21 protein-coding genes are annotated in these 22,030 nt (G+C 44.6%); all 21 read left to right on the forward strand.

Annotation, left to right across the window (positions count from 1 at the left end; all coding sequences use genetic code 11):
• Positions 1-30 precede the first annotated feature (30 nt).
• The 21 genes from OCV54_RS06610 to OCV54_RS06710 all read left to right on the forward strand — a co-directional run bounded on the left by OCV54_RS06610 (position 31) and on the right by OCV54_RS06710 (position 22,011).
• Positions 31-873 (forward strand): carbohydrate ABC transporter permease, encoded by an 843-nt coding sequence (locus tag OCV54_RS06610; RefSeq protein WP_055223162.1) that lies wholly within the window; start codon positions 31-33, stop codon positions 871-873.
• Positions 873-1,766, forward strand: coding sequence for a carbohydrate ABC transporter permease (locus OCV54_RS06615; protein ID WP_082423632.1), 894 nt, complete (start codon positions 873-875; stop codon positions 1,764-1,766). Before OCV54_RS06610 ends, OCV54_RS06615 begins: the two co-directional genes overlap by 1 nt.
• An 85-nt stretch (positions 1,767-1,851) precedes the next feature.
• Entirely contained in the window at positions 1,852-3,351 is a 1,500-nt protein-coding gene (malQ, locus tag OCV54_RS06620; RefSeq protein WP_055223164.1) for a 4-alpha-glucanotransferase, read from the forward strand.
• A gap of 115 nt (positions 3,352-3,466) precedes the next feature.
• On the forward strand, positions 3,467-4,474 hold the full coding sequence (locus OCV54_RS06625; protein WP_022216662.1) for a LacI family DNA-binding transcriptional regulator: 1,008 nt from the start codon (positions 3,467-3,469) through the stop codon (positions 4,472-4,474).
• A 148-nt stretch (positions 4,475-4,622) separates the two neighbouring features.
• On the forward strand, positions 4,623-5,564 hold the full coding sequence (locus tag OCV54_RS06630; RefSeq protein ID WP_055223166.1) for a DUF3137 domain-containing protein: 942 nt from the start codon (positions 4,623-4,625) through the stop codon (positions 5,562-5,564).
• A 125-nt stretch (positions 5,565-5,689) separates the two neighbouring features.
• Positions 5,690-5,926 (forward strand): hypothetical protein, encoded by a 237-nt coding sequence (locus OCV54_RS06635; protein ID WP_156327904.1) that lies wholly within the window; start codon positions 5,690-5,692, stop codon positions 5,924-5,926.
• Positions 5,927-5,999: 73 nt separating this feature from the next.
• Positions 6,000-7,406 carry an amidophosphoribosyltransferase gene (locus OCV54_RS06640; protein ID WP_055223168.1) on the forward strand — a complete coding sequence of 469 codons (1,407 nt, stop codon included), beginning with the start codon at positions 6,000-6,002 and terminating at the stop codon, positions 7,404-7,406.
• Between the two features lie 90 nt (positions 7,407-7,496).
• A complete protein-coding gene (locus OCV54_RS06645) occupies positions 7,497-8,723 on the forward strand; it encodes a PP-loop family protein (protein WP_055146486.1) in 1,227 nt (408 codons plus the stop codon).
• A gap of 160 nt (positions 8,724-8,883) precedes the next feature.
• Entirely contained in the window at positions 8,884-9,552 is a 669-nt protein-coding gene (locus OCV54_RS06650) for a response regulator transcription factor (RefSeq protein ID WP_015533818.1), read from the forward strand.
• Complete coding sequence (locus tag OCV54_RS06655) at positions 9,546-10,943, forward strand: sensor histidine kinase (protein ID WP_055223170.1); 1,398 nt, start codon at positions 9,546-9,548, stop codon at positions 10,941-10,943. Before OCV54_RS06650 ends, OCV54_RS06655 begins: the two co-directional genes overlap by 7 nt.
• Positions 10,944-11,044: 101 nt before the next feature.
• Positions 11,045-12,466, forward strand: coding sequence for an SLC13 family permease (locus OCV54_RS06660; protein WP_055146480.1), 1,422 nt, complete (start codon positions 11,045-11,047; stop codon positions 12,464-12,466).
• A gap of 31 nt (positions 12,467-12,497) precedes the next feature.
• Positions 12,498-14,087: an MBOAT family O-acyltransferase gene (locus tag OCV54_RS06665; protein WP_022216668.1), complete on the forward strand. Its 1,590-nt coding sequence runs from the start codon at positions 12,498-12,500 to the stop codon at positions 14,085-14,087.
• On the forward strand, positions 14,087-15,169 hold the full coding sequence (locus tag OCV54_RS06670; RefSeq protein WP_242849717.1) for a hypothetical protein: 1,083 nt from the start codon (positions 14,087-14,089) through the stop codon (positions 15,167-15,169). The genes OCV54_RS06665 and OCV54_RS06670 overlap by 1 nt, the downstream gene beginning before the upstream one ends.
• Positions 15,169-16,644 (forward strand): class I adenylate-forming enzyme family protein, encoded by a 1,476-nt coding sequence (locus OCV54_RS06675; RefSeq protein WP_055223174.1) that lies wholly within the window; start codon positions 15,169-15,171, stop codon positions 16,642-16,644. The genes OCV54_RS06670 and OCV54_RS06675 overlap by 1 nt, the downstream gene beginning before the upstream one ends.
• 39 nt (positions 16,645-16,683) lie before the next feature.
• Positions 16,684-16,905 carry an acyl carrier protein gene (locus tag OCV54_RS06680; protein ID WP_015533823.1) on the forward strand — a complete coding sequence of 74 codons (222 nt, stop codon included), beginning with the start codon at positions 16,684-16,686 and terminating at the stop codon, positions 16,903-16,905.
• Positions 16,906-17,106: 201 nt separating this feature from the next.
• Positions 17,107-17,325 carry a cation transporter gene (locus tag OCV54_RS06685; protein WP_055146474.1) on the forward strand — a complete coding sequence of 73 codons (219 nt, stop codon included), beginning with the start codon at positions 17,107-17,109 and terminating at the stop codon, positions 17,323-17,325.
• A gap of 108 nt (positions 17,326-17,433) precedes the next feature.
• Positions 17,434-19,347, forward strand: a complete 1,914-nt coding sequence (locus OCV54_RS06690) for a heavy metal translocating P-type ATPase (RefSeq protein ID WP_055223176.1) — start codon at positions 17,434-17,436, stop codon at positions 19,345-19,347.
• 11 nt (positions 19,348-19,358) lie between these two features.
• A complete protein-coding gene (locus OCV54_RS06695; protein ID WP_022216672.1) occupies positions 19,359-19,724 on the forward strand; it encodes an ArsR/SmtB family transcription factor in 366 nt (121 codons plus the stop codon).
• Between the two features lie 185 nt (positions 19,725-19,909).
• A complete protein-coding gene (locus OCV54_RS06700; protein ID WP_022058324.1) occupies positions 19,910-20,281 on the forward strand; it encodes a GntR family transcriptional regulator in 372 nt (123 codons plus the stop codon).
• Positions 20,282-20,398: 117 nt separating this feature from the next.
• Positions 20,399-21,316, forward strand: coding sequence for an ATP-binding cassette domain-containing protein (locus OCV54_RS06705; protein WP_238051478.1), 918 nt, complete (start codon positions 20,399-20,401; stop codon positions 21,314-21,316).
• A gap of 41 nt (positions 21,317-21,357) precedes the next feature.
• Positions 21,358-22,011: a hypothetical protein gene (locus tag OCV54_RS06710; protein WP_055223178.1), complete on the forward strand. Its 654-nt coding sequence runs from the start codon at positions 21,358-21,360 to the stop codon at positions 22,009-22,011.
• The last annotated feature ends 19 nt before the right edge of the window (positions 22,012-22,030 follow it).

The raw sequence follows: 22,030 nt of genomic DNA on the forward strand, positions 1-22,030 counted from the left end.
TGCAACAGAGTGGAGGTTATCAAAAAAATTATGGAGAAAACGATAAAAAGATATTGGCCGGTGTTTCTGATACCGACAATGGCTGCGTTTGTTATAGGATTTATCGTGCCATTTGCCGAGGGAATATATCTGTCCTTCTGTAAGTTCACGACCATAAGGGACGCTGAATTTGTAGGATTACAGAATTATATAGACGCATTCAAGGACTCAACATTCCCGGATGCATTTAAGTTTACAACATTATTTGCGATTGTCACACTTGTGCTTATAAATGTTCTTGCATTTCTTGTGGCACTGGCACTTACACAGAAGATCAAAGGAACTAATGTATTCAGAACGATATTCTTTATGCCGAATCTTATAGGTGGTATCGTACTTGGATATGTATGGCAGCTTATATTTGATGCCATATTCTCAAAGTTTGACACAGCCCTGAAACTCAATGAAGTCCTCGGTTTCTGGGGATTGGTTATACTGGTGTGCTGGCAGCAGATAGGATATATGATGATTGTTTATATTGCAGGACTTCAGGCAATACCTGAAGACATTCAGGAAGCGGCCATGATTGATGGCGCAAATAGAACACAGAGACTTTTCAGAGTTACGATCCCGAACATGATGCCATCCATAACTATATGTACATTCCTCACAATAACCAACTCGTTCAAACTGTTTGACCAGAACCTGGCACTCACAGGAGGCGAGCCTCTTCATAAGACAGAGATGCTTGCGCTCAATATATATGAGACGTTTTATGGAAGAGTAGGATATGAGGGAGTAGGTCAGGCCAAGGCAGTCATATTCTTTATACTGGTAGTAGCGATAGGACTCATACAGCTTAGGCTTACAAGATCAAAGGAGGTGCAGCAGTAATGGCAAAGATACAGAAAACGGCAAATACAGCGGATAAAAAACCGGTATACAGAGTGAAAGGAAAACCGACGGCTATGGGAATTCTGGCTACTTTATTCTTTACCATTATTTCCATAATATTTGTTTCACCGATAATAATCGTAATTATAAACTCTCTGAAAGCCAAGACGTTTATCAGTCTGGAGACATTTGAACTGCCAAATGAGCACAGCTACATAGGCCTGGACAATTATAAAACGGCTATAACACAGTATGATTTCATAAAGGCAGTGGGCTGGACAGTTGTGATAACGGTTCTCTCAGTAGCAGCAATTCTACTGTTCTGCTCTATGACAGCCTGGTATATAACCAGAGTCAAGAATATGGTGACAAAGATCATATATCTGCTCTGCGTGTTCTCTATGGTAATACCTTTCCAGATGGTTATGTTTACTTTGGCTGGAACTGCGGATGCACTTCACCTTACTACTCCATGGGGAATCGTGATCGTGTATCTTGGATTTGGAACAGGTCTTGCAGTATTCATGTTCTGCGGATTTATCAAGTCCATTCCTTTGGAGGTCGAGGAGGCTGCGATGATAGATGGATGTACGCCGCTCAATACATTTTTCAGGGTTGTTATCCCTATCATGAAACCTACTTACATATCTGTAGGAATACTTGAGGCTATGTGGATATGGAATGATTTCCTTCTGCCATATCTGGTACTCGACATCAAGAAATACAAGACGATATCTATAGTTGTTCAGTATATGAAGGGCAGCTACGGAAGAGTAGATATGGGAGCGATCATGGCGTGTCTTGTTATGGCGATCATTCCAGTTGTTGTATTCTACCTCTGTGCACAGAAGTACATCATCAAGGGTGTTGCAGCCGGTGCTGTAAAGGGATAGTAAGATAAAATACTATTAAGTGTAAAAAAACAGGCGGTTGTGAGATTCTCAGCCGCCTGAAATTGGTTAAAAGGAGAGATTTCAGATGGAAAGATCAGCAGGAATACTGCTTGCTATATCAAGCCTCCCGTCAAAGTATGGAATTGGAAGTTTCTCGAAAGAGGCATATCGTTTTGTCGACTGGCTCAGAGCTGCACATCAGAGTTATTGGCAGATACTTCCTATGGGACCTACGGGATATGGGGATTCACCGTATCAATCGTTTTCGACATTTGCGGGAAATCCATATTTTATAGATCTTGATACACTTGTGGATCAGGGACTGCTCACAGACCGCGAGTGCAGAGAGAGAGACTGGGGCGACGATGGCAGGTATGTGGATTATAGAACAATATATGAAGGAAGATATCCAATCCTGAGAAAATCATATGAGAGATGGAAAATGACTGACAGCATGGAGTTTTCTTTGTTCATGGACGAGAACAAAGAGTGGATATATGATTATTCACTATTTATGGCTGTAAAGGATTCGCTTGGTGGAATTCCGTGGACAGAGTGGCCACAGGATATAAGAAACAGGCAGCCTGATGCAGTGCAGAAAATGCAGGTTGAGCTTGCGGAGGAGATACATTTTCAGCAGTACATGCAGTATTTGTTCTATACTCAATGGAATGCACTAAAGAGCTATGCCAACAAGAACCATATAAGGATCATAGGAGATATCCCAATCTATGTAGCCATGGACAGCGCAGATGTGTGGGCACACCCGGAGCTTTTCAGGCTGGATGAGGACAGATGTCCATATGAGGTTGCCGGATGTCCGCCTGATGGATTTTCGGAGACCGGACAGCTGTGGGGCAATCCAATATATGACTGGGAGCTGAATAGGCAGACCGGTTACAGCTGGTGGATAGCCAGAATGAGACACAGCTATAAGCTTTATGATGTAGTCCGGATTGACCATTTCAGAGGCTTTGATGAATGTTATGCCATTCCATATGGGGAGGAAACAGCTGTGAATGGCAAGTGGAAAAAGGGTCCTGGGATGGATCTGTTTAGGAATATAGAAAAGGCTCTGGGTAAGAGAGATGTCATTGCCGAGGATCTTGGTTTTGTGACTGATTCGGTCAGAAAGCTTGTGCATGATTCCGGATTTCCGGGAATGAAGGTTGTGGAGTTTGCCTTTGATGTGAGAGACACCGGGGCGGCATCTGATTATCTTCCACATAATTACATACGAAATTGTGTTGTATATACGGGAACCCATGACAATGAGACCCTTATTGGCTGGTGGAGCAGTATAGATCAGAGATCCAGAGACATGGCAAGGGATTATATGGCAGCTCATTATACACCGGACCGTCTGATCAATGTCCCATTTATCACGCTTGCTATGAGAAGTATTGCAGATCTTTGTATTATACCGATGCAGGATTATTTGGGGCTAGACAATAAATCGAGGATGAATAAGCCATCCACAGTTGGCGATAACTGGAGGTGGCGCATGATATCCGACGATACGGATGATGATCTTGCAGAGGAAATAGGCAGACTTACACTGATGACCGGGAGAAGCAAGATGTGAAAAAGTACTCTCTAAAAATATTTACCGGGAAATGATAAGTAGAGTATTTTCTTGACCTCCACATATTGGGATAATATAATTATTGGGAATAAAAGAGAAAAGTGGGATACAGCTTATGACAATAAAGGATATTGCACGTATATCAGGTTATGGTATCGGAACCGTGTCCAGGGTGATCAACAATCAGACCGGAGTCAGCGATGCAGCCAGAGAGAAGATACTCAGGGTTATAGAGGAAAACGGCTTTGAGCCGAACGTCAACGCAAAGCTCCTCAAAATGTCAGCGAAATCGGCGGTGGTTGTCATCATAAAAGGAAACCAGAATATGTTGTTTGCGGATATAGTAGAGCGGATACAGAACCTGCTTGCTGGATATGATGAGGATGTCATAGTGGAGTACATAGACGAGGATGGTGACGAGATCGAGTATGCCATCAAACTCACTCATAGCGTGAATCCGAAGGGAATCATGTTTTTGGGTGCCAATCTTGCACTTTTTGATGAGCGTGTGAAAGAGTTTGAGATCCCGGGAGTCATAATCACGACCGGCGGAGAGATTCTTGCAAATGACAACATATCCTCCATAACGATAGATGACACGGCAGCGACATACGATATGACAAGGTATCTTCTTGAAAAAGGCCACAGACGCATCGGAGTCATAGGAGGGCAGGTGTCCGAGAAACAGATAAGTTTCAATAGATATGAAGGCTGCAAGAGGGCTATAGATGAGTGGCAGCATGATGACCGGGCGGAGTTTACATATATTCCGTGCAGGTATTCTATGAAGGCAGGTTATGAGGCCACGAAGCGTCTCTTGGAGGAACAGCCGGAGGTTACAGCAATCATGGCTCTCAGTGATACGATAGCGATCGGCGTCATGAGAGCGGCTGCTGATCTGGGCAAACATATTCCGGAGGAGCTGTCAGTTACTGGATTTGATGGAATAGAGCTGGCAGGATACTGTGTACCAAGACTTACAACAATAAACCAGAATACAGAGATCATGGCATCGAGAAGTGTTGACATCATGCTCAAGCATATAAATTATGCAGCAGCTGGTGAACATGAGATAGTGCCATATTCCCTGATAGAGGGAGAAAGCGTTAAGAGCATCGGCTAGGATTCAGGGAAAACCTTTTTAATTAAGTTTGAATTCGTCTTATACTGGTATATTATATATCAGTATAGGGCGATTTTTTTATGAGATAAAAGTTCGGTAAGGCTCTGAGATTCGTATAGCGTATTTATCACAGTTTGGAGATGAGAAGATGGATCAGAATATAGAATCGGAAATATTAGAAAAACGCAAACTATGTAAAGTGCTTAAGGTGTTTAAGATTGTTTCTTTTATAGGAATATTTGCGCCATTTGTTGCGTTTATGGTGGTATCTAGAAATGGCTATGAATTAGACTCTGCTTGGCTGCTGATTCCGGCTTTGTTTGTAGGCGGATTTTTCCTGTTCTCATATATGGAGACAAATAAACTTAAAGACCTCAAGGAACTCATGGGACAGTATGTTGTACGGAGTGTCCTTGGAGAGCGCTTGCATGTGATTGAATACATGCCAAATGGATATACAAATGAGGCATTTTTACATAATTGTCCGATTCTTCCTTCATTTAATAATATGGATGGTTCTGACTTTATACATGGAATATACAGGGGAGTAGAATTTACATTCAGTGATCTCACACTCAGAACGGAAACAAAGGGTTCACCGGACGGTGAGTTTCCTGGCGATAATGTTGTTAATTTTAAAGGCCAGCTCATAATGGCTACTTCCCACAAGAATGTTAATGGTTTTGTACAGATCCAGGAGAGAATTAGTCGAAGAATGAAAAATGAAAAGAAAAGTGGCATATTATCAAGAGTATTGGGTTCTGAGAATTCACGTAACAGTTTTATGACGGGCAACGCGTCATTTGATAACAGGTTCGATATATATGCCTCTGACAGCCAGCTTGCTTTGAGGGTATTGACGCCACAGCTTATGCAGGGACTTATGGGACTTGAAGGATTTATGGAGATACAGATCGCTGGCAATATGGTGGCAGTAGCGATAAAGAATGACAGAGATTTATTTGAACTTAGTAACAATGGCAGGGATAATGGTGACATGGAGGAGTATCGTCAGAAATTTAGGGATGAACTTTCCGATATTTTGAAAGTTATTGATGTCTTTGGTATGAATACAGATCTTTTTCAGTAGTTGGTTAAATGATAGAATGTTTATATACAGTGAGAATGTGTTAAATGTAGGAAATAACCGGAAAGATCATAGGATACGATACCCTGACCGGCAGGACAAAATTGCCGGGATATGCACAACCCACAGTGGAATACATCGATCCATACAGCGGTGAGCCGGATTCTTATATGGTAAATCAGGAGATAAACAGAAAGAAACATCCTATCGGTAGCGAGTATAAACTTTTATACTCTAGGGAAAAGAGAACGGCCTATGAGAAGAAGTCAAACAAGGTGTACAGAGAGATGGAGGTTTGCTTTTTCGGACTGGCTGTGCTGATCTTCATTGCGGGGATAGTGAAGTTGGCGATGAAGGTATTGTAATCACCGCCGATACTATGCTAATATAGATATGTTTGCGAAAATGACAAATTTTTATCACTTCAGGAGGAAAACAATGGGTGGATTTTTTGGAGTAGCGGCAAAAGATGACTGTGTGTTTGATCTGTTCTTTGGAATAGACTATCATTCACATCTTGGAACAAGACGCGGAGGCATGACAGTGTATGGAGATAAGGGATTTGACAGATCCATACACAATATCGAGAATGCTCCATTTAGAACAAAGTTCGACAAAGATATGCAGAACATGAAGGGTTATTTTGGAATAGGATGTATATCCGATTATGAGCCACAGCCACTCATAGTGCGTTCACATCACGGAACATATGCCCTGACGACAGTCAGCAAGATCAACAACGTTGACGAGATATCCAAGGAGATATTTGATCAGGGACATTCACATTTCCTTGAGATGAGCGGAGGGGATATCAACAGCACAGAGCTGGTGGCAGCCCTTATCAACCAGAAGGATAATCTGATAGATGGAATAAGATATGCGCTGGAGAAGATAGACGGTTCTCTGTCACTCCTGCTCATGAACCAGAATGGAATATATGCAGCCAGGGATATGCGTGGAAGAACTCCTGTGGTCATAGGCAAGAAAGATGGTGCATTCTGTGCGTCATTTGAGAACTTTGCCTACAAGAACCTTGGCTATCATGACTATAAAGAACTCGGTCCTGGTGAGGTTGTTGTACTCACACCGTCAAACTGCGTGACGCTTGTGCAACCGGGCAAGGACATGAAGATCTGTACCTTCCTGTGGGTATACTATGGTTACCCTGCAAGTTCATACGAGGGTATGAGCGTAGAGCAGATGAGATACAACTGCGGAGCCAGCATGGCAAAGAGAGATAACGTTAAGCCTGATATCGTAGCCGGAGTTCCGGATTCAGGAACAGCGCATGCAGTCGGCTATGCAAATGAGTCTGGAATACCTTTCTCAAGACCATTTATCAAGTACACACCGACATGGCCACGTTCATTTATGCCGACCATACAGAGCCAGCGTAATCTCATAGCCAAGATGAAGCTTCTGGCAGTTGAGGATCTTATAAAGGATAAGAGCCTTCTGCTCATAGACGATTCCATCGTGCGTGGAACACAGCTCAGAGAGACAACCGAGTATCTGTTTGACAGCGGTGCCAAGGAAGTGCACATCAGACCTGCATGTCCACCACTTGTATACGGATGTAAATACCTTAACTTCTCAAGATCATCATCAGAGATGGATCTTATAACAAGAAGAGTTATCGAGAGACTTGAGAATGGAAATGTGACAGATGAGGTACTTCAGGAGTACACAGATCCTGATTCAGAGAAGTATGAGAAGATGGTTGATGAGATCTGCAAGGAGCTGCATTTCACATCACTCAGATTCAACAGACTTGACGATATGCTTGAGGCGTGCGGAGTTGAGAAGTGCAAGCTTTGTACATACTGCTGGGATGGTAAGGAGTAAGCTGCGGATGACGGCGATGCCATATGCAGCAGACAGTATCATATATAAAAATAGCTTATTTGTAATACTAAGAAAAATGGTGACAGGGATATGGCATTAGAAAACTCAAAAGAAACTTCAAATGAAATCACAATAGAAGAGATACAGGAACTGGATAAGGATTCATATCTGATAGTTGACATCAGGGATGAAGTTGAGATATCCCACGGAGCCATCCCGGGTGCGATGGCAGTCCAGACGGACAGGCTGATGCCAGAGAATCTGGCGGAGACAGCCAGTGAGATATTCCCGGTTGAGAAATATATGCCCGGGGACAACTCAAAGGGAAAGAAACTCATCATCTGCTGCACCCACGGAACCAACAGCATTCCGCTGGCGGAGAGACTTACAGAGCTGGGATACGATGCGGTGAGCCTCAAAGGCGGATATATATCATGGCTGCTCTACACCATGGGCAAGCAGGAACAGACTGATATATGTGCCGATGTTGAGAAGAGCCTCCGCAAGAAGTTCCACAAGAAGATATGGTGCAACTTCACAAAGGCCATCAACAGATATGAGCTGGTGAAGGAGGGCGACAGGATAGCCGTATGTATATCGGGCGGCAAGGATTCCTTCCTCATGGCAAAGTGTTTTCAGGAGCTGAAAAGGCACAACAAGTTCCCATTTGAACTCAAGTTCATAGTTATGGATCCGGGTTACAGCCCGGCAAACCGCAAGGTCATAGAGGATAATGCCAGGATGCTGAACATCCCTATCCAGATATTTGAGTCTGATATATTTGATTCAGTGTATAACGTAGAGAAGTCGCCGTGTTATCTCTGTGCAAGAATGAGACGAGGCCATCTGTACAGCTATGCGAAGGAGCTTGGCTGTAACAAGATAGCTCTTGGACACCACTACGATGATGTCATAGAGACCATACTCATGGGTATGCTCTATGGAGCGCAGATGCAGACCATGATGCCGAAGCTCCACAGCACCAATTTTGAGGGAATGGAACTAATCAGACCTCTCTATATGGTGAGAGAGGACGACATCAAGGCGTGGAGAGATTACAACGAGCTTCATTTCATACAGTGCGCATGTAAGTTCACTGACACATGCACAACATGTAACAATGAGGAGACGAAGTCCAAGCGTCAGGAGATCAAGCAGCTTATAGCGACACTCAAGAAGACAAATCCGTTTGTGGAGGGCAACATATTCAAGAGTGTGGAGAATGTCAATATCGATACCCTTATAGAGTACAAGCAGGGAGGCGTGAGACACAGCTTTCTTGATACCTACGATGAGAAGAGCGGTAAGACAGAATAGATAAAAACAGCATTTGAGAGCCGTTATTTACATTTGGCAGATGTAAGTGACGGCTTTTAATGTTATTTTCATAAAAGCATGGCAATATATATCTGTTCAGCGATCGTGCAGCGATATACTGTAGTGGCCAACAGATGAAAATGACAGGGAGGATGGATGTATGCGTGTACTTGTAGTTGAGGATGAGAAGGATCTGAACAGCATAATATGCAGTAAGCTGGTCAAAGAGGGCTATAATGTGGATGCCTGTTATGACGGACAGGCGGCACTTGATTATATGGAAGCGGAGAATTACGACGGGGCGATCATGGATATAATGATCCCGAACAAGGACGGAATAACAGTCCTGCGCGAGATGAGAAATGCGGGGATACAGGTTCCTGTGCTTTTCCTCACGGCCAAGACGGAGACACAGGATATAGTCAGGGGACTGGATGCCGGAGCCAGCGATTATATGACAAAGCCATTTGAGTTCTCGGAGCTTATGGCAAGACTCAGGGTCATGCTGAGAACCCAGAATCCGGTAAATGAGAATGTGATAACCTGTGGTTCACTGGTGGTCGACATGAACAACAGACAGGCGATCAGGGATGGAAAGGTAATTGATCTCACGGTCAGGGAGTATGCTATCCTTGAGTACCTAGCCAGAAACAGAAATGTGGTAGTAACTAGGGAACAGATACGGGTGAACATCTGGAACATAGATGACGATGTCAATTCAAATGTGATAGATGTGTATATCCGTTATCTGAGAAGGAAGATAGACGATAATTATGAGGAGAAGCTGATCCATACTATAAGAGGTGTCGGCTATAAACTGGAATGTTAAAGAGAAAAATATCATTTGTAACATACACTATTATAATTACAGCGCTTATTCTGGTGGTGGGTATATCTTGTCTGCTGGTCATCCAGAACAATCTTATGAAGGATGATATGAACCTGATGGCTTATAAGAAGCTGACACAGGAGGTAGCCCAGATCAGACGATACATAGTGTATGATTCACAGAAGAAGCCACATATAGATGATGGATTTTACGACCGTGAAGACGATCCGGACAGTAATGAGCAGATATATGTGTTCCTTCAGGGAAATGACGGCGAGATCCTTGACGGCGAGGTGCCTGAGGAATATGCGGATAATCCGGATATAAGCATAAGAGATCTTATGCATATAGATGCAGGGAAGGTCAAGTATTTTGCGGTCGTCAGGCAGGGAAGAACAGACAAAGAGCCGCTGAAGAAGACTTCTAAATACAAGATCTGTGTCATGGTATCCGTCAGGGATATAGAGAGCAATTACAGTGAACTGTTATATAAATCATACTGTGTTATTGGAATCGTGCTGATAGCATTTGTGATATATGCATTTGCTTTGAGGAAATTGATAGCAGTTCCAATGGGAAGCCTGAACCGTTCGATAGATAAGAGCGTGGACAATCTTGATTTTACAGAGAATCTGGAGTATGACGGTCCGTTCAAAGAACTTGATATGCTGACCGATGCGAATAACAACCTGTACAGAAAAGTCCATCAGGAGCTTGAGAGACAGGCCGAGTTCAATGCAAATGTATCCCATGAGCTGAGAACGCCTGTAGCAGTCATGCATGCCCAGTGTCAGCTTTCCAGGGAGATCGCGGAGAAGAATGGCGATGAGGAGATGCTTGAGAGCATAGAGGTATTCGAGAGACAGACCTCACGTATGAAGGGGCTCATAGAACAGCTTCTTCAGATGTCGGTCATGGACAATGAAAACGCAGTCATAGCGGTTGAGGATGTAGATCTGCTGGATGCGGTGGAGTCTGTGTGCGATGATGTGGAGTACATCTGTAAGAAGAATCTTAAATTTACCTACGACCTGAAGCCGACGATGGTCAAAGCGAATATGAACCATATAGTTATCGTCGTGAACAATCTGATGTCAAATGCGGTGAAGTACAGCAATGATGGAGGTAATATCCATGTGTCCTGCGGTGTGAAAAATGACAGCTATTTTATCTCGGTCAGGGATGAGGGCCGGGGAATGGATAAGAGCACAAAGGAAAAGATATTTGAGAGTTTTTACAGAGGTGAGCCGGACAGAAGTGCGGAGGGTTTTGGCCTGGGTTTGTCACAGGTAATGCAGATCGCCAGATATTACGGCGGAATCGTGGATGTTGACAGTGAGCCCGGAAAAGGAAGCCTGTTTACATTTAAAATCCCGGTAAATGCAGAATAATGTCTGTGGATTTTAATATATATTAATTTTTTAAATGAAAGATTAATCTTAAATGTGTATAATTTAAAATCAGTGTTTTATTGAAAATAGGAGCTATATTTATGAAAGAACGAAAGAGAATAGTACATTTACTGATCGGCCCATTGTTATTCGGGCTGTTTACGGCACTTTTGCCACACGGAGTATTCACGACATTTGAGTCAAGAGCAGCGATAGGAACCATCATGTGGATGGCGTACTGGTGGGTAACAGGCCCGGTGGACTATGCGGTAACTGCATTCCTCCCGATAGCCTTAAATGCGATATTTCAGATGACTGACATGTCGGTGGTCATTTCCAACTACGCAGACGAGACGATACTGCTTCTTCTGGGAGCTTCCATCATAAGCGTGATGTGGGAGAATACCGGGCTTGACAAGAGGATAGCCATTACATTCCTGAGACTTATCGGCAGCAGTTTGAGGATACAGCTTGTGTTCTGGTTTGTGTTGTCTGCAGTTCTGTCAGCGGTGCTTCCAAATGCAGTGGTATGTGCGACGATCACACCTATAGCGATCGCCATGCTCAAGTATATAGGAATGGACGACATCAAGACAAACAAGACTGCATCAAAGATACTTCTTACGATAGCATATGCAACCGGACTCGGTGGTCTGGCATCGCCGCTCGGAGGTGCGATGAATCTTGTGACGGTCGAATATATACAGCAGATAACAGGCGAGGAGTACATGTACTCTTCGTGGGTCGTGAGATTCCTGCCTATCATGCTCATACTTGTGCTTGTAAATATCCTGTTCATGATCCGTGATGTGAAGAAGACAGAGATGCTTGGCGGTTCAAGGGAATACTTTGTAGCAAAATACAAGGAGCTTCCTCCTATGAGCTACGAGGAGAAGATAGCACTTGTGTTATTTGTTCTTGCCACGGTGCTTGCATTTACCAGACAGCTCTACCAGAGCATACTTCCGGGACTCAAGCCGGCGTATGTATTTATCATATGCGCCATAGTATCATTCCTTCTCACCAACAAGAACGGAGAGCGTATTATGGTGTGGAAGAATGTTCAGGGTAAGATCATCTGGGGACTTATGTATATATTTGCCGGTGGACTTGCCGCCGGAACACTCATCAACAAATCCGGTGCTGCAGAGGCACTTGGTGAGTGTATATCAAAGCTTGATATGAAGGGCGGATTTATCACAGTGTTCGTGATACTTGCCGTTACACTTCTCATGTCGGATGTGACATCCAACACAGCCACGGCTGCGGTAGCCATGCCGCTGGTAATATCCATCACACAGGGCTGCGGACTCAATCCGATACCGTACATATATGTGGCATCTGTGGGAGTCAACCTGTCATACATGCTTCCGACATCCATCAGGGCGATACCGGTTGGATACGGCCTGTCGCCAAAGTATATGTTCAAAGAGGGCTGGAAGATAACTCTGCTGGTTCTGGCGGTCATGTCAGTAGCATGTGCGCTGCTGTTAAAATACTGGCCGGCGTTTAGCAGTGTATAAATAATTTTTACTTGTAGAAGAGGGAGAGGACATGTCAGTAGTAACTTATACATTTATAGTTTTTTTATTGTGTACAATAGTGCTATACTACATAGTTCCAAAGAAGATACAGTGGGTGATACTGCTCCTTGCGAGTCTTGTGTTCTACGGATATGCCGGGATAGAGTACCTGTTTCTGGTCATTGCCACGGCTGTTGTCGTGTATCTGTTCTCACTGAGGCTGCAGAAGAGTCTGGACGAGCAGGAGGAGCTGGCAAAGGATGCGGACAGAAGAACCGCACGAAAGATCAAGGCTGCTGAGAAGGCGAAGAGAAAGAAGTTCCTTGTGTGGGCACTTGTCATAGTTATCGGTGTTCTGGCGGCGTTCAAGGCATTTGGCTTTGTGCTCGACAATATAAAGAGATTCATACCATACGACGGATTGCAGAGCATTCCTGACTGGAATCTCATAGCACCTTTGGGAATATCATTTTACTCATTCATGATGATCTCATATCTCGTGGATCTGTATAACGGACGAATATCAGCGCAGAAGAATTTCTTCAGATACCTGTCATATGTGCTTTATTTCCCACATGTTACCCAGGGACCTATAGCCAGATATGAGGAAGTAGGATATCAGCTCTGGGAGGAGCACAGCTTCAATATGGACACTATCATGAGAGGTGTCTGGCTCATGCTTTGGGGATTTGTGAAGAAGATCGTTATAGCTGACAGGATAGGAGCTTTTACAAAAGAGATATTTGGGCATACATTTGATTATCATGGCGGAATATTCCTGGCAGTGGGAATCGCATATTCCATCCAGATATACTGCGATTTCTCAGGATGTATGGACATAGTAAGGGGCACTTCAGAGTGCTTCGGCATCGTTCTGGGAGAGAACTTCAGAAGACCATACTTTTCACAGACACTTCCTGAGTTCTGGAGAAGATGGCATTTGTCACTGGGTGCATTCTTCAGAGAATATGTATTCTACCCGGTGTCAACATCAAAGCTGTTCCTCAAGCTCAATGTCAAGATAAGAGATCACCTAGGAAATGTGATAGGAAAGGTATTTGCAGCGAGCATACCTATCCTGTGTGTGTGGGTGCTGACCGGTCTCTGGCACGGCGCAAAGTGGAATTATATAGCATGGGGCTTGTATCACGGAGTGCTGATATGCATGTCGACACTTTTTGAGGAACCGCTGGCAAAGCTTACAAAGGCGCTCAGGATAAAGACTGACTGCATAAGCTGGGAGATATTCAGAATGCTCAGAACATTCATCCTCTGTGTCATAGGACGTCTCATATTTATGGGACAGGGAATCCGAAGCTCGATCTGGATGATCCGTTCCATGGTGTTTGATCACTCAAAGGTGTATAATATTGTGGATGAATTTTCGCTTTCAGGAAGAGAGTGGAGAGTTTTGATATTTGGATGCCTTCTCCTTCTTGCTGTGTCCATCGCGCAGGAGATCATGGAGAGAAGAGGCAGCACAGGCGATGTCAGAGAATGGCTTGCAAAGCAGAACATAGTATTTAAATGGCTGGTTATGGCAGCAGGTCTGGCATTCATTGCCATTTGCGGAGTATACGGCTCTGGTGCGGGCGCATCATTTATATATGAACAGTTCTAATGAGAAGGGAGAAAGATATGCCAGCGTGGATAAAATATACAATATCAGTATTTTCGATATGTACAGTGCTTTTTCTTGGCTTGAACAAGGCGGGAGAACTGGCAAGACCACAGGATTTTGACTCTGATGTGTGGACAAACTACTATGCGGAGGAGGATAACACCATCAATACGGTGCTCATCGGCTCCAGTTCGATGTACAGATACTGGATACCGACCCAGGCGTATGAGGAGCAGGGTTACACATCGATGCTCATAGGTACTGCGGCTCAGGATATCAGACTTGCGCCGTATCTCATGGAGGAGGCTGCCAAGACCCAGGATCTGGATCTGTTTGTGGTTGAGGTCAGAAGTATTATCATACGAGGCGATGTCACAAAGATAAAGGATGAGCATTACAATTATCGTATGGAGGTCATGACATCGGGCATGAGACCATCATCGACGAAGTTTGAGATGATACAGAAGTATTACAGAGCGGATGAGAAGTCAAAGTTCGAGCTCATGTTCCCTATTCTGAAGTATCACGATAATCTGCTGACATTTGACAGACAGGTGCTTATAGACAGACTCAATCAGGGAACGGACGAGTTCAAGACAGGTAGGCAGAGGTCGAAGATCACGAAGATCAAGGAGCCTGTGTTCGAGTCTGACGGACAGCTTCATCTGTCGGATGAGACACTCGGATATATCGATGACATAGAGACAAAGGCAGAGGAGCTCGGAGTTAAGGTTCTGCTGGTTGCGACACCTTACTACCCATCAAAGGGTCAGGCATCCAAGCAGCTTCAGCTTGACGAGTACATAGCCTCAAAGGGATATGATTATCTGAACATGAACAATGTTCTTGATGAACTGAATCTGGATTATTCAACAGATTTCTACAACAGCAAGCATGTAAATATTGCGGGTGCCAAGAAGGTTACCACATATCTTGCACAATATATAGAGGACAATTACGGCCTGCAGAGTAAGCTTACAGATGAGCAGAAGCAGAGTTGGACTGATGCCTGTGATGCCTGGGCAGATGAGGAAAGCAGTCTCATGGTAGAATGGGAGAAGTACAAGAAGGAGAACGAATAATGTATAAGCAGACGGTATTACATTATATTCAGGAGTATGCCCAGACGCAGCCGGACACTCTGGCGGTGTGTGAGCTAAGAAAGACAGTCACATACGCAGAGTATTGGAGCAATATAAGAAAGACTGCACACGCTTTGCGGGATATGGGCATATGCAAGGGCGATCATGTAATGATCAGATGCACACAGAACATAGATTATCTGACAGTGTTCACTGCACTGCAGTACATGCAGGTGCTTGTCGTGCCGATAGAGAAATCCACATCCGCAGAGAGGGCAGTTGAGATAGGCCAGAGAGTTGACGCGGCATGTCTCATATCAGACAAGCCTGTGGATGGAATAAAGTGTATAAGCCAGAAGGAAATAATAACCAGGATGAAGGATGAGAGCGAGGCAGAGCTTGAGCTTCCGGGTGAGGAGGACAGATCGATGCTGCTCTTCACAACGGGAACTACTGGATCTTCAAAGGGCGTTGTCATGCACCACAGAGGTGATGTGGGAATAGCCGGCAATGTCATCGAGGGAACAGCCATGAAGAAGGGCAATGTGGAGATAATACCAATGCCTCTCAACCATTCATTTGGAATAAGAAGATACCAGTCAGACATGGTAAATGGCGGCACAGTATGTCTGATGGACGGAATGGTATTTATCGGAACGCTGTGGAAGCTCATAGAGAAATACGGAGTGACATCCATGGCGATATCACCGGCATCACTCGGAATGATATTCCATTTGTCTGATGACAGGATCGCGGATTATGCAGATCAGCTTGATTATATACAGATAGGCTCAGCACCTCTTGCCGAGTCAGACAAGGAGAAGCTGCTCAGATTGCTTCCACATACAAGACTGTATAATTTCTATGGTTCATCTGAAGCCGGATGCGCATGCATACTGGAGTTCAGTGGCAATGGCAACAAGACAGGATGTATAGGAAGACCTACCGTGAACTCGGTCGTAAGATTCTCTGACGACGAGGGTAACGTGGTTGCAAATGGCAGCCCGGAGTCACCGGCACTTCTGTCCTGGGGCGGTTCTATAGTCATGGAAGGCTATTACAATGACCCCGAACTCACTGCTGAGACCATTGTGGATGGATATGTTAGGACAAAGGATCTGGCATATCTGGATGAGGATGGCGACTGCATACTTGTAGGCAGGGCCGATGATGTGATAAACTATGGTGGAAGCAAGATATCTCCTGCAGAGATAGAAGACCTTGCACTTGGATATGAGCATATAGATGATGTGGCTTACACTTCAATCAAAGACCCGATCACTGGAGAGCTTCCGGTCATACTGGTCGTGCAGAAGGATGGCTATGAGGAAGCTGATTTTGAAAGCTTTCTTGCTGACAGACTTGAGAGCTACAAGCTTCCAAGAAAGTATATCTATGTTGAAAGTATACCAAAGACGTTCAAGGGTTCAGTTCTGCGAAAGGAAGTAAGAAAGCTTGCAGAGCAGAACGTATAGATGGTTTGCAGAGAAGATCATACAAAGGAGAATTGAACAATGAAAGAATTTATTGAGATGCTCAAGAAGATCAAGCCAAATGTTGATTTTGAAAATGAGGAGGCACTCGTTGACGACGGAATCCTGGAGTCACTCGATATCATCTCTATCATTTCAGAGATAGCAGATAAGTACGGAGTTGTCATCCCAAGTGATGAGATCATACCTGATAACTTCAACTCAGCAATCGCTCTCTATGAGCTTGTGGAGGATCTGAAGTAGGATCTGAAACATGATCTGAAAGTGGAATCAGATATATCTGGAATAAAAACCTGTGTATATGTTATATACACAGGTTTTTTAAAATGCACAGATGTTCATATAAATAAATTTTTAAAAGAATAGCATTTTACTGTTGACATATAATTAAATACATGTTTAAATGTTCATAGATTCAATGAGAACAATGAAAAGGAGATAACTATTATGAAGAAGTATAAGATTGAAGTTGATTGTGCAAACTGTGCAGCAAAGATGGAGGAGGCTACAAAGAAGGTAGCAGGTGTTAAGGATGCAACAGTGGCATTCATGGCACAGAAGATGAGCGTTGAGTTCGACGACGGAGCTGACGAGGCTGAGGTTATGAAGAATGTACTTAAGGCTTGTAAGAAGGTTGAGCCTGACTGCGAGATCTTTATGTAACCAAAGGCGGTTATGCATGTGCATGATGACTGCCGGATTATGGTATAGCAGGTTGTTTAGTCACGGCTAACTGTGAAAGATCTGTGTTCTATCAGATAGGAGGATGTTATGACAAAGAAACAGAAAAAAGTGCTCAGAAGAATTATAATATCGGCGGTTCTTCTGGTTGCCATGGCTGTCACATTTACGGTGCTTGACAAGACCGGGATGGTGGATCTTGAGAATCCGTCAGTTATGTGGCGATGCATAGAGATCGTGGCTTACCTGATTCCATATCTCGTCATAGGTTACGATATACTTAAAAAGGCATTTCTCGGAATCATACACGGAGAGGTATTTGACGAGAATTTCCTTATGGCTATAGCTACGGTTGGCGCCATGGTGCTCGGTGAGTACAAGGAGGCATCAGCGGTTATGCTGTTCTACCAGATAGGCGAGCTGTTCCAGAGCTACGCCGTAGGCAAGAGCAGGAAGAATATCACAGCACTCATGGATATCCGTCCGGATTATGCCAACATAGAGAAGGATGGCAAGCTGGAACAGGTTGATCCGGATGACGTTCAGATCGGAACAGTCATAGTTGTACAGCCGGGCGAGAAGGTGCCTATCGATGGTAAGGTTGTGGAGGGCTCATCCTCACTCAACACAAGTGCCCTCACAGGTGAGAGCGTACCTAGAGAGGTTCATGTCGGCGATGAGATCATCAGTGGATGTGTCAACCTCACAGGACTTATCAAGATCGAGACATCCAAGGAATTTGGAGAGTCAACTGTATCAAAGATCCTTGATCTCGTTGAGAACTCAAGCATGAAGAAGTCCAGATCAGAGAACTTCATCACAAGATTTGCAAAGTATTATACACCGGCTGTATGTATAGCAGCACTTGCGCTTGCAGTGCTTCCGCCATTGGTAAACATTATCATGGGTAATCCTGCAGCATGGTCCAAGTGGATCATCAGAGCACTGACAACACTTGTTATAAGCTGTCCATGTGCACTGGTAATATCCATTCCACTGAGCTTCTTTGGAGGAATCGGCGGAGCTTCGGCAAAGGGTATTCTGGTCAAGGGTTCCAACTATCTTGAGGCTCTCTCATACACAAAGTATGTCGTGTGCGATAAGACAGGAACACTCACAAAGGGTGTGTTCCAGGTTACAGAGATACATCCTGAGGGAGAAATGAGCGAAGCTGATCTTCTTGAAAAGGCAGCGCTGGTCGAGAGCTATTCCAACCATCCTATCAGCAAGAGCCTGAAGGAGGCATATGGCAAGGAAATCGACAACAACAGGGTCACAGACGCAAAGGAGATCAGCGGACACGGTGTGTCAGCGGTTGTTGATGGTCATGAGGTTGCCGCAGGAAATGTCAAGCTCATGAAGCAGATGAACATACAGGCAGCGGTTCCTACATCGGTTGGAACAGAGATACATGTTGTCGTGGATGGAAAGTATGCAGGATATATTCTCATATCAGATGTTGTCAAGCCAAATGCAAAGGAGGCTATAAGTGGTCTCAAGGCAGCAGGCGTGGAGAAGGTAGTCATGCTCACAGGTGATGCGAAGAAGGTTGCAGATGCAGTCGGAAGCGAGCTTGGCGTGGATGAGGTGAGAAGTGAACTTCTCCCTGGAGACAAGGTGGATGAGGTCGAGAAGCTCATCGCAGCCAAGGGAGAGAAGGAGAAGCTTGCATTTGTCGGAGATGGAATCAATGACGCCCCTGTACTTTCGAGAGCAGATATAGGAATTGCCATGGGAGCCCTTGGTTCCGATGCAGCTATCGAAGCTGCGGATATCGTCCTCATGGATGATGATCCTGCAAAGATAGCGACAGCCATGAAGATATCCAAGAAGACACTCAGGATCGTACACCAGAACATAGTATTTGCACTTGTGATCAAGTTTGCATGCCTTGCACTGGGCGCAGTTGGATTTGTCAACATGTGGTGGGCAATATTCGCAGATGTAGGAGTTATGATCCTTGCGGTATTAAATGCGACAAGAGCACTGAGCTTCAAAGAATAGGAGGAGACCGCATGGGAGAGATACATTTGCCGCATTGTCACTGCGACAATGAGAACAAGATCATAAAATGCATGCCGTCTGTGGAAGATTGCAGCAGCATGGCAGATATATTCAAACAGCTCAGCGATGGCACAAGGCTAAGGATACTCTGGATGCTGTGCCACCTCGAGGAATGTGTCAGCAACATAGCGGCGGCCATGGAGATGAGTGATCCGGCCGTATCGCACCACCTGAAGCAGCTCAAGGGCAGCGGCCTGATCGTGAGCCGCAGAGAGGGCAAGGAGGTATATTACAAGCTGGCAGACACGGAGACAGCCAGACTTGTACACAAGGTGTGTGAGGAGATGTTCCAGATAACATGCCCGCTTGAACAATAGAATAATATGACAGATAAATCCCCGCCGGTACCGAACAGATCAGTGCCGGCGGGGATTTTTTGCGTGGACAAGGAGATGAAGATATTATTATTTTAGGGTTTAGAGTAAAAAGTTGTTGACACATATCTGTACATAGTGTATATATAACATATAAACAGTTGAGAACAGTTTAAGGAGGTGTACATATGAGACTTTCTCAGAACTCAGGAGTGCCTATATATCAGCAGATAGCAGACAGCTTCAAGTCGGACATTCTGGCGGGCAAATATGCCCAGGGCGAATATCTGCCGTCCATCAGGGGGCTGGCACGGGATCTGAAGATAAGTGTTATCACCACCATGAAAGCTTATGAGCTGCTGGAGCAGGAAGGGCTGGTCACGGCTGAACAGGGCAAGGGCTTTTATGTGAATGCACAGGACAGTGAGATGCTGATAGAGCAGCATCTTCGAAAGGTAGAGGCATCTTTGACGGAGGCCATAGCTGCGGCACGTATTGCGGGGTTGTCGGACGATGAACTAAAGAATATGCTTGATGCCTTGCTTATGGTACAGGATTGACAATCTGACAGGCAGGGAACAAAACAGACAGAGAACAAAGCGGACAGAGAACAAAGCAGACAGAGAACAGGGAAAAAGAAAGACGTGAAGAGAGTTTAAGGTTTAATGGAGGATTGGATGATGAATTATGACTGCGCTGTAAAAGGGGAGAATATTTCCAAAAAGTTTAAGACATTTACACTGGATATACCTGATTTGAGGGTGCCAAAGGGATTTGCGACAGCACTCATCGGAGAAAATGGAGCGGGAAAGACGACACTTCTCAATATGCTTTCAGGAATAAGGCTTGATTACAAAGGTGAGCTGACTTTCTTTGACAAGTATTCATCGGAGGAAAAGGAGAGAAGGGCGGATGTAAAGAACAGGATAGGCTATACGGGAACAGGCAGATATTACCTTCCACAGTGGACTGTATCTGATGTGGAGGAGATAAGCAGTCTGCTCTTTGACAATTTTGACAGGGACGAGTTCGAAAGATATTGCCGAGAACTTGCGATATTTCCTGATTCCCCGGACGGTGTTGCTCTGAAGAAAAAGTGTTCAGCACTCTCTGATGGAACCAGAACTAAGCTGATGCTTGCCGGGGTTATGGCGAGGGATACAGACCTGCTGCTGCTCGATGAGCCGGCATCGCCTCTTGATCCTCTTATGCGAGACAAGCTGTGTCAGATGATCGGCGATTATATAAGCGACGGAGCGGGGGAGAAGAGTGTATTGTTCTCAACACACAATATATCCGATATGGAGAGTATCACTGATTATGCGATCATCATGGAACATGGAAATGTGGTCGAGTGCGGATTTGTGGAGGACCTGAAGGAGAAATACATACTGATAAAGGGAGATGCCCAGGATGCGGAGGCGGCATCAAAGATCCTTTATACCATGACTAAGAATCCTTATGGCTTTGAGGGAATCTGTCTTGCAGAGAATCTGGACAAGCTTGCAGGCATGAATGTGAGCAAGGAGATACCATCGCTGTTTCAGATAAGTGTGGCGGTCATGAAGAATAATACAAAAATGGTATTAAAGTAAAAACTGCTTAGAGTGTTTCACGTATTTATAGGAGCGTAATTATGAGGATAATAAAGGATTACAGAGCCATTACGAATGGAAAATACCGGCTAGTGTGTAATGTGTTGATACCGATCATACTGGGGGTGATACTGGCATTGATCGATATAGGAGTGAGAAAATATTATGTAACAGCGGTCATGCTCGGTGTGGGAGCGGCGCTCATGACTGCGATCGAGGTTATGGCTGATTATTGGGGATTCGGTGCAATATGTGTGAAGGGCTGCCTTGGAATGGATTATCTGAAGACGTCAACAAAGGGGAAAGCCATGTTACGGAATGCGCTTACGGCGGATCTGCTTGTCCGACCGGCGAGGATCGCGATATGCATGGTGATAGTGGCCGTACCATATGAAATTATGGTGGGTAACCCGGTAAGACTGCTTTGCCTGTCGATACTGCTCACAGCAAATCTGTCGGTGTGGGCGCTGAACATTACGAGATATGTCCAGAATGTTCAGGTCATGAGTCTGCTGTCCATGCTGTCATCAGGGGCATCGGGAGCTGCGGTTATATATATAACGATATCTTCGGGATTGCAGAAGTTTACATGGCTCATAGTTGCAGCACTGGCGGTATTGCTGCCGGTTGGAATATATGTGACGCGCAGACATATGTACCGCAAGGTTGAGGCGTCTTATCTGGATATGGATTAACAGATTGTTGTTCAAGGCT

This window comes from Coprococcus aceti (genome assembly GCF_025567285.1).
GTDB lineage: Bacteria > Bacillota > Clostridia > Lachnospirales > Lachnospiraceae > Coprococcus > Coprococcus aceti.

Excerpts from the sequence above, each read along its gene's own strand:
- OCV54_RS06625 (WP_022216662.1), top strand. The coding sequence starts at position 3,467 with ATGACAATAAAGGATATTGCACGTATATCAGGTTATGGTATCGGAACC.
- OCV54_RS06645 (WP_055146486.1), top strand. The coding sequence starts at position 7,497 with ATGGCATTAGAAAACTCAAAAGAAACTTCAAATGAAATCACAATAGAA.
- OCV54_RS06660 (WP_055146480.1), top strand. The coding sequence starts at position 11,045 with ATGAAAGAACGAAAGAGAATAGTACATTTACTGATCGGCCCATTGTTA.
- OCV54_RS06705 (WP_238051478.1), top strand. The coding sequence starts at position 20,399 with ATGATGAATTATGACTGCGCTGTAAAAGGGGAGAATATTTCCAAAAAG.
- OCV54_RS06695 (WP_022216672.1), top strand. The coding sequence starts at position 19,359 with ATGGGAGAGATACATTTGCCGCATTGTCACTGCGACAATGAGAACAAG.
- OCV54_RS06700 (WP_022058324.1), top strand. The coding sequence starts at position 19,910 with ATGAGACTTTCTCAGAACTCAGGAGTGCCTATATATCAGCAGATAGCA.
- OCV54_RS06690 (WP_055223176.1), top strand. The coding sequence starts at position 17,434 with ATGACAAAGAAACAGAAAAAAGTGCTCAGAAGAATTATAATATCGGCG.
- OCV54_RS06680 (WP_015533823.1), top strand. The coding sequence starts at position 16,684 with ATGAAAGAATTTATTGAGATGCTCAAGAAGATCAAGCCAAATGTTGAT.
- OCV54_RS06630 (WP_055223166.1), top strand. The coding sequence starts at position 4,623 with ATGGATCAGAATATAGAATCGGAAATATTAGAAAAACGCAAACTATGT.
- OCV54_RS06640 (WP_055223168.1), top strand. The coding sequence starts at position 6,000 with ATGGGTGGATTTTTTGGAGTAGCGGCAAAAGATGACTGTGTGTTTGAT.
- OCV54_RS06670 (WP_242849717.1), top strand. The coding sequence starts at position 14,087 with ATGAGAAGGGAGAAAGATATGCCAGCGTGGATAAAATATACAATATCA.
- malQ (WP_055223164.1), top strand. The coding sequence starts at position 1,852 with ATGGAAAGATCAGCAGGAATACTGCTTGCTATATCAAGCCTCCCGTCA.
- OCV54_RS06655 (WP_055223170.1), top strand. The coding sequence starts at position 9,546 with ATGTTAAAGAGAAAAATATCATTTGTAACATACACTATTATAATTACA.
- OCV54_RS06615 (WP_082423632.1), top strand. The coding sequence starts at position 873 with ATGGCAAAGATACAGAAAACGGCAAATACAGCGGATAAAAAACCGGTA.
- OCV54_RS06710 (WP_055223178.1), top strand. The coding sequence starts at position 21,358 with ATGAGGATAATAAAGGATTACAGAGCCATTACGAATGGAAAATACCGG.
- OCV54_RS06675 (WP_055223174.1), top strand. The coding sequence starts at position 15,169 with ATGTATAAGCAGACGGTATTACATTATATTCAGGAGTATGCCCAGACG.
- OCV54_RS06610 (WP_055223162.1), top strand. The coding sequence starts at position 31 with ATGGAGAAAACGATAAAAAGATATTGGCCGGTGTTTCTGATACCGACA.
- OCV54_RS06650 (WP_015533818.1), top strand. The coding sequence starts at position 8,884 with ATGCGTGTACTTGTAGTTGAGGATGAGAAGGATCTGAACAGCATAATA.
- OCV54_RS06665 (WP_022216668.1), top strand. The coding sequence starts at position 12,498 with ATGTCAGTAGTAACTTATACATTTATAGTTTTTTTATTGTGTACAATA.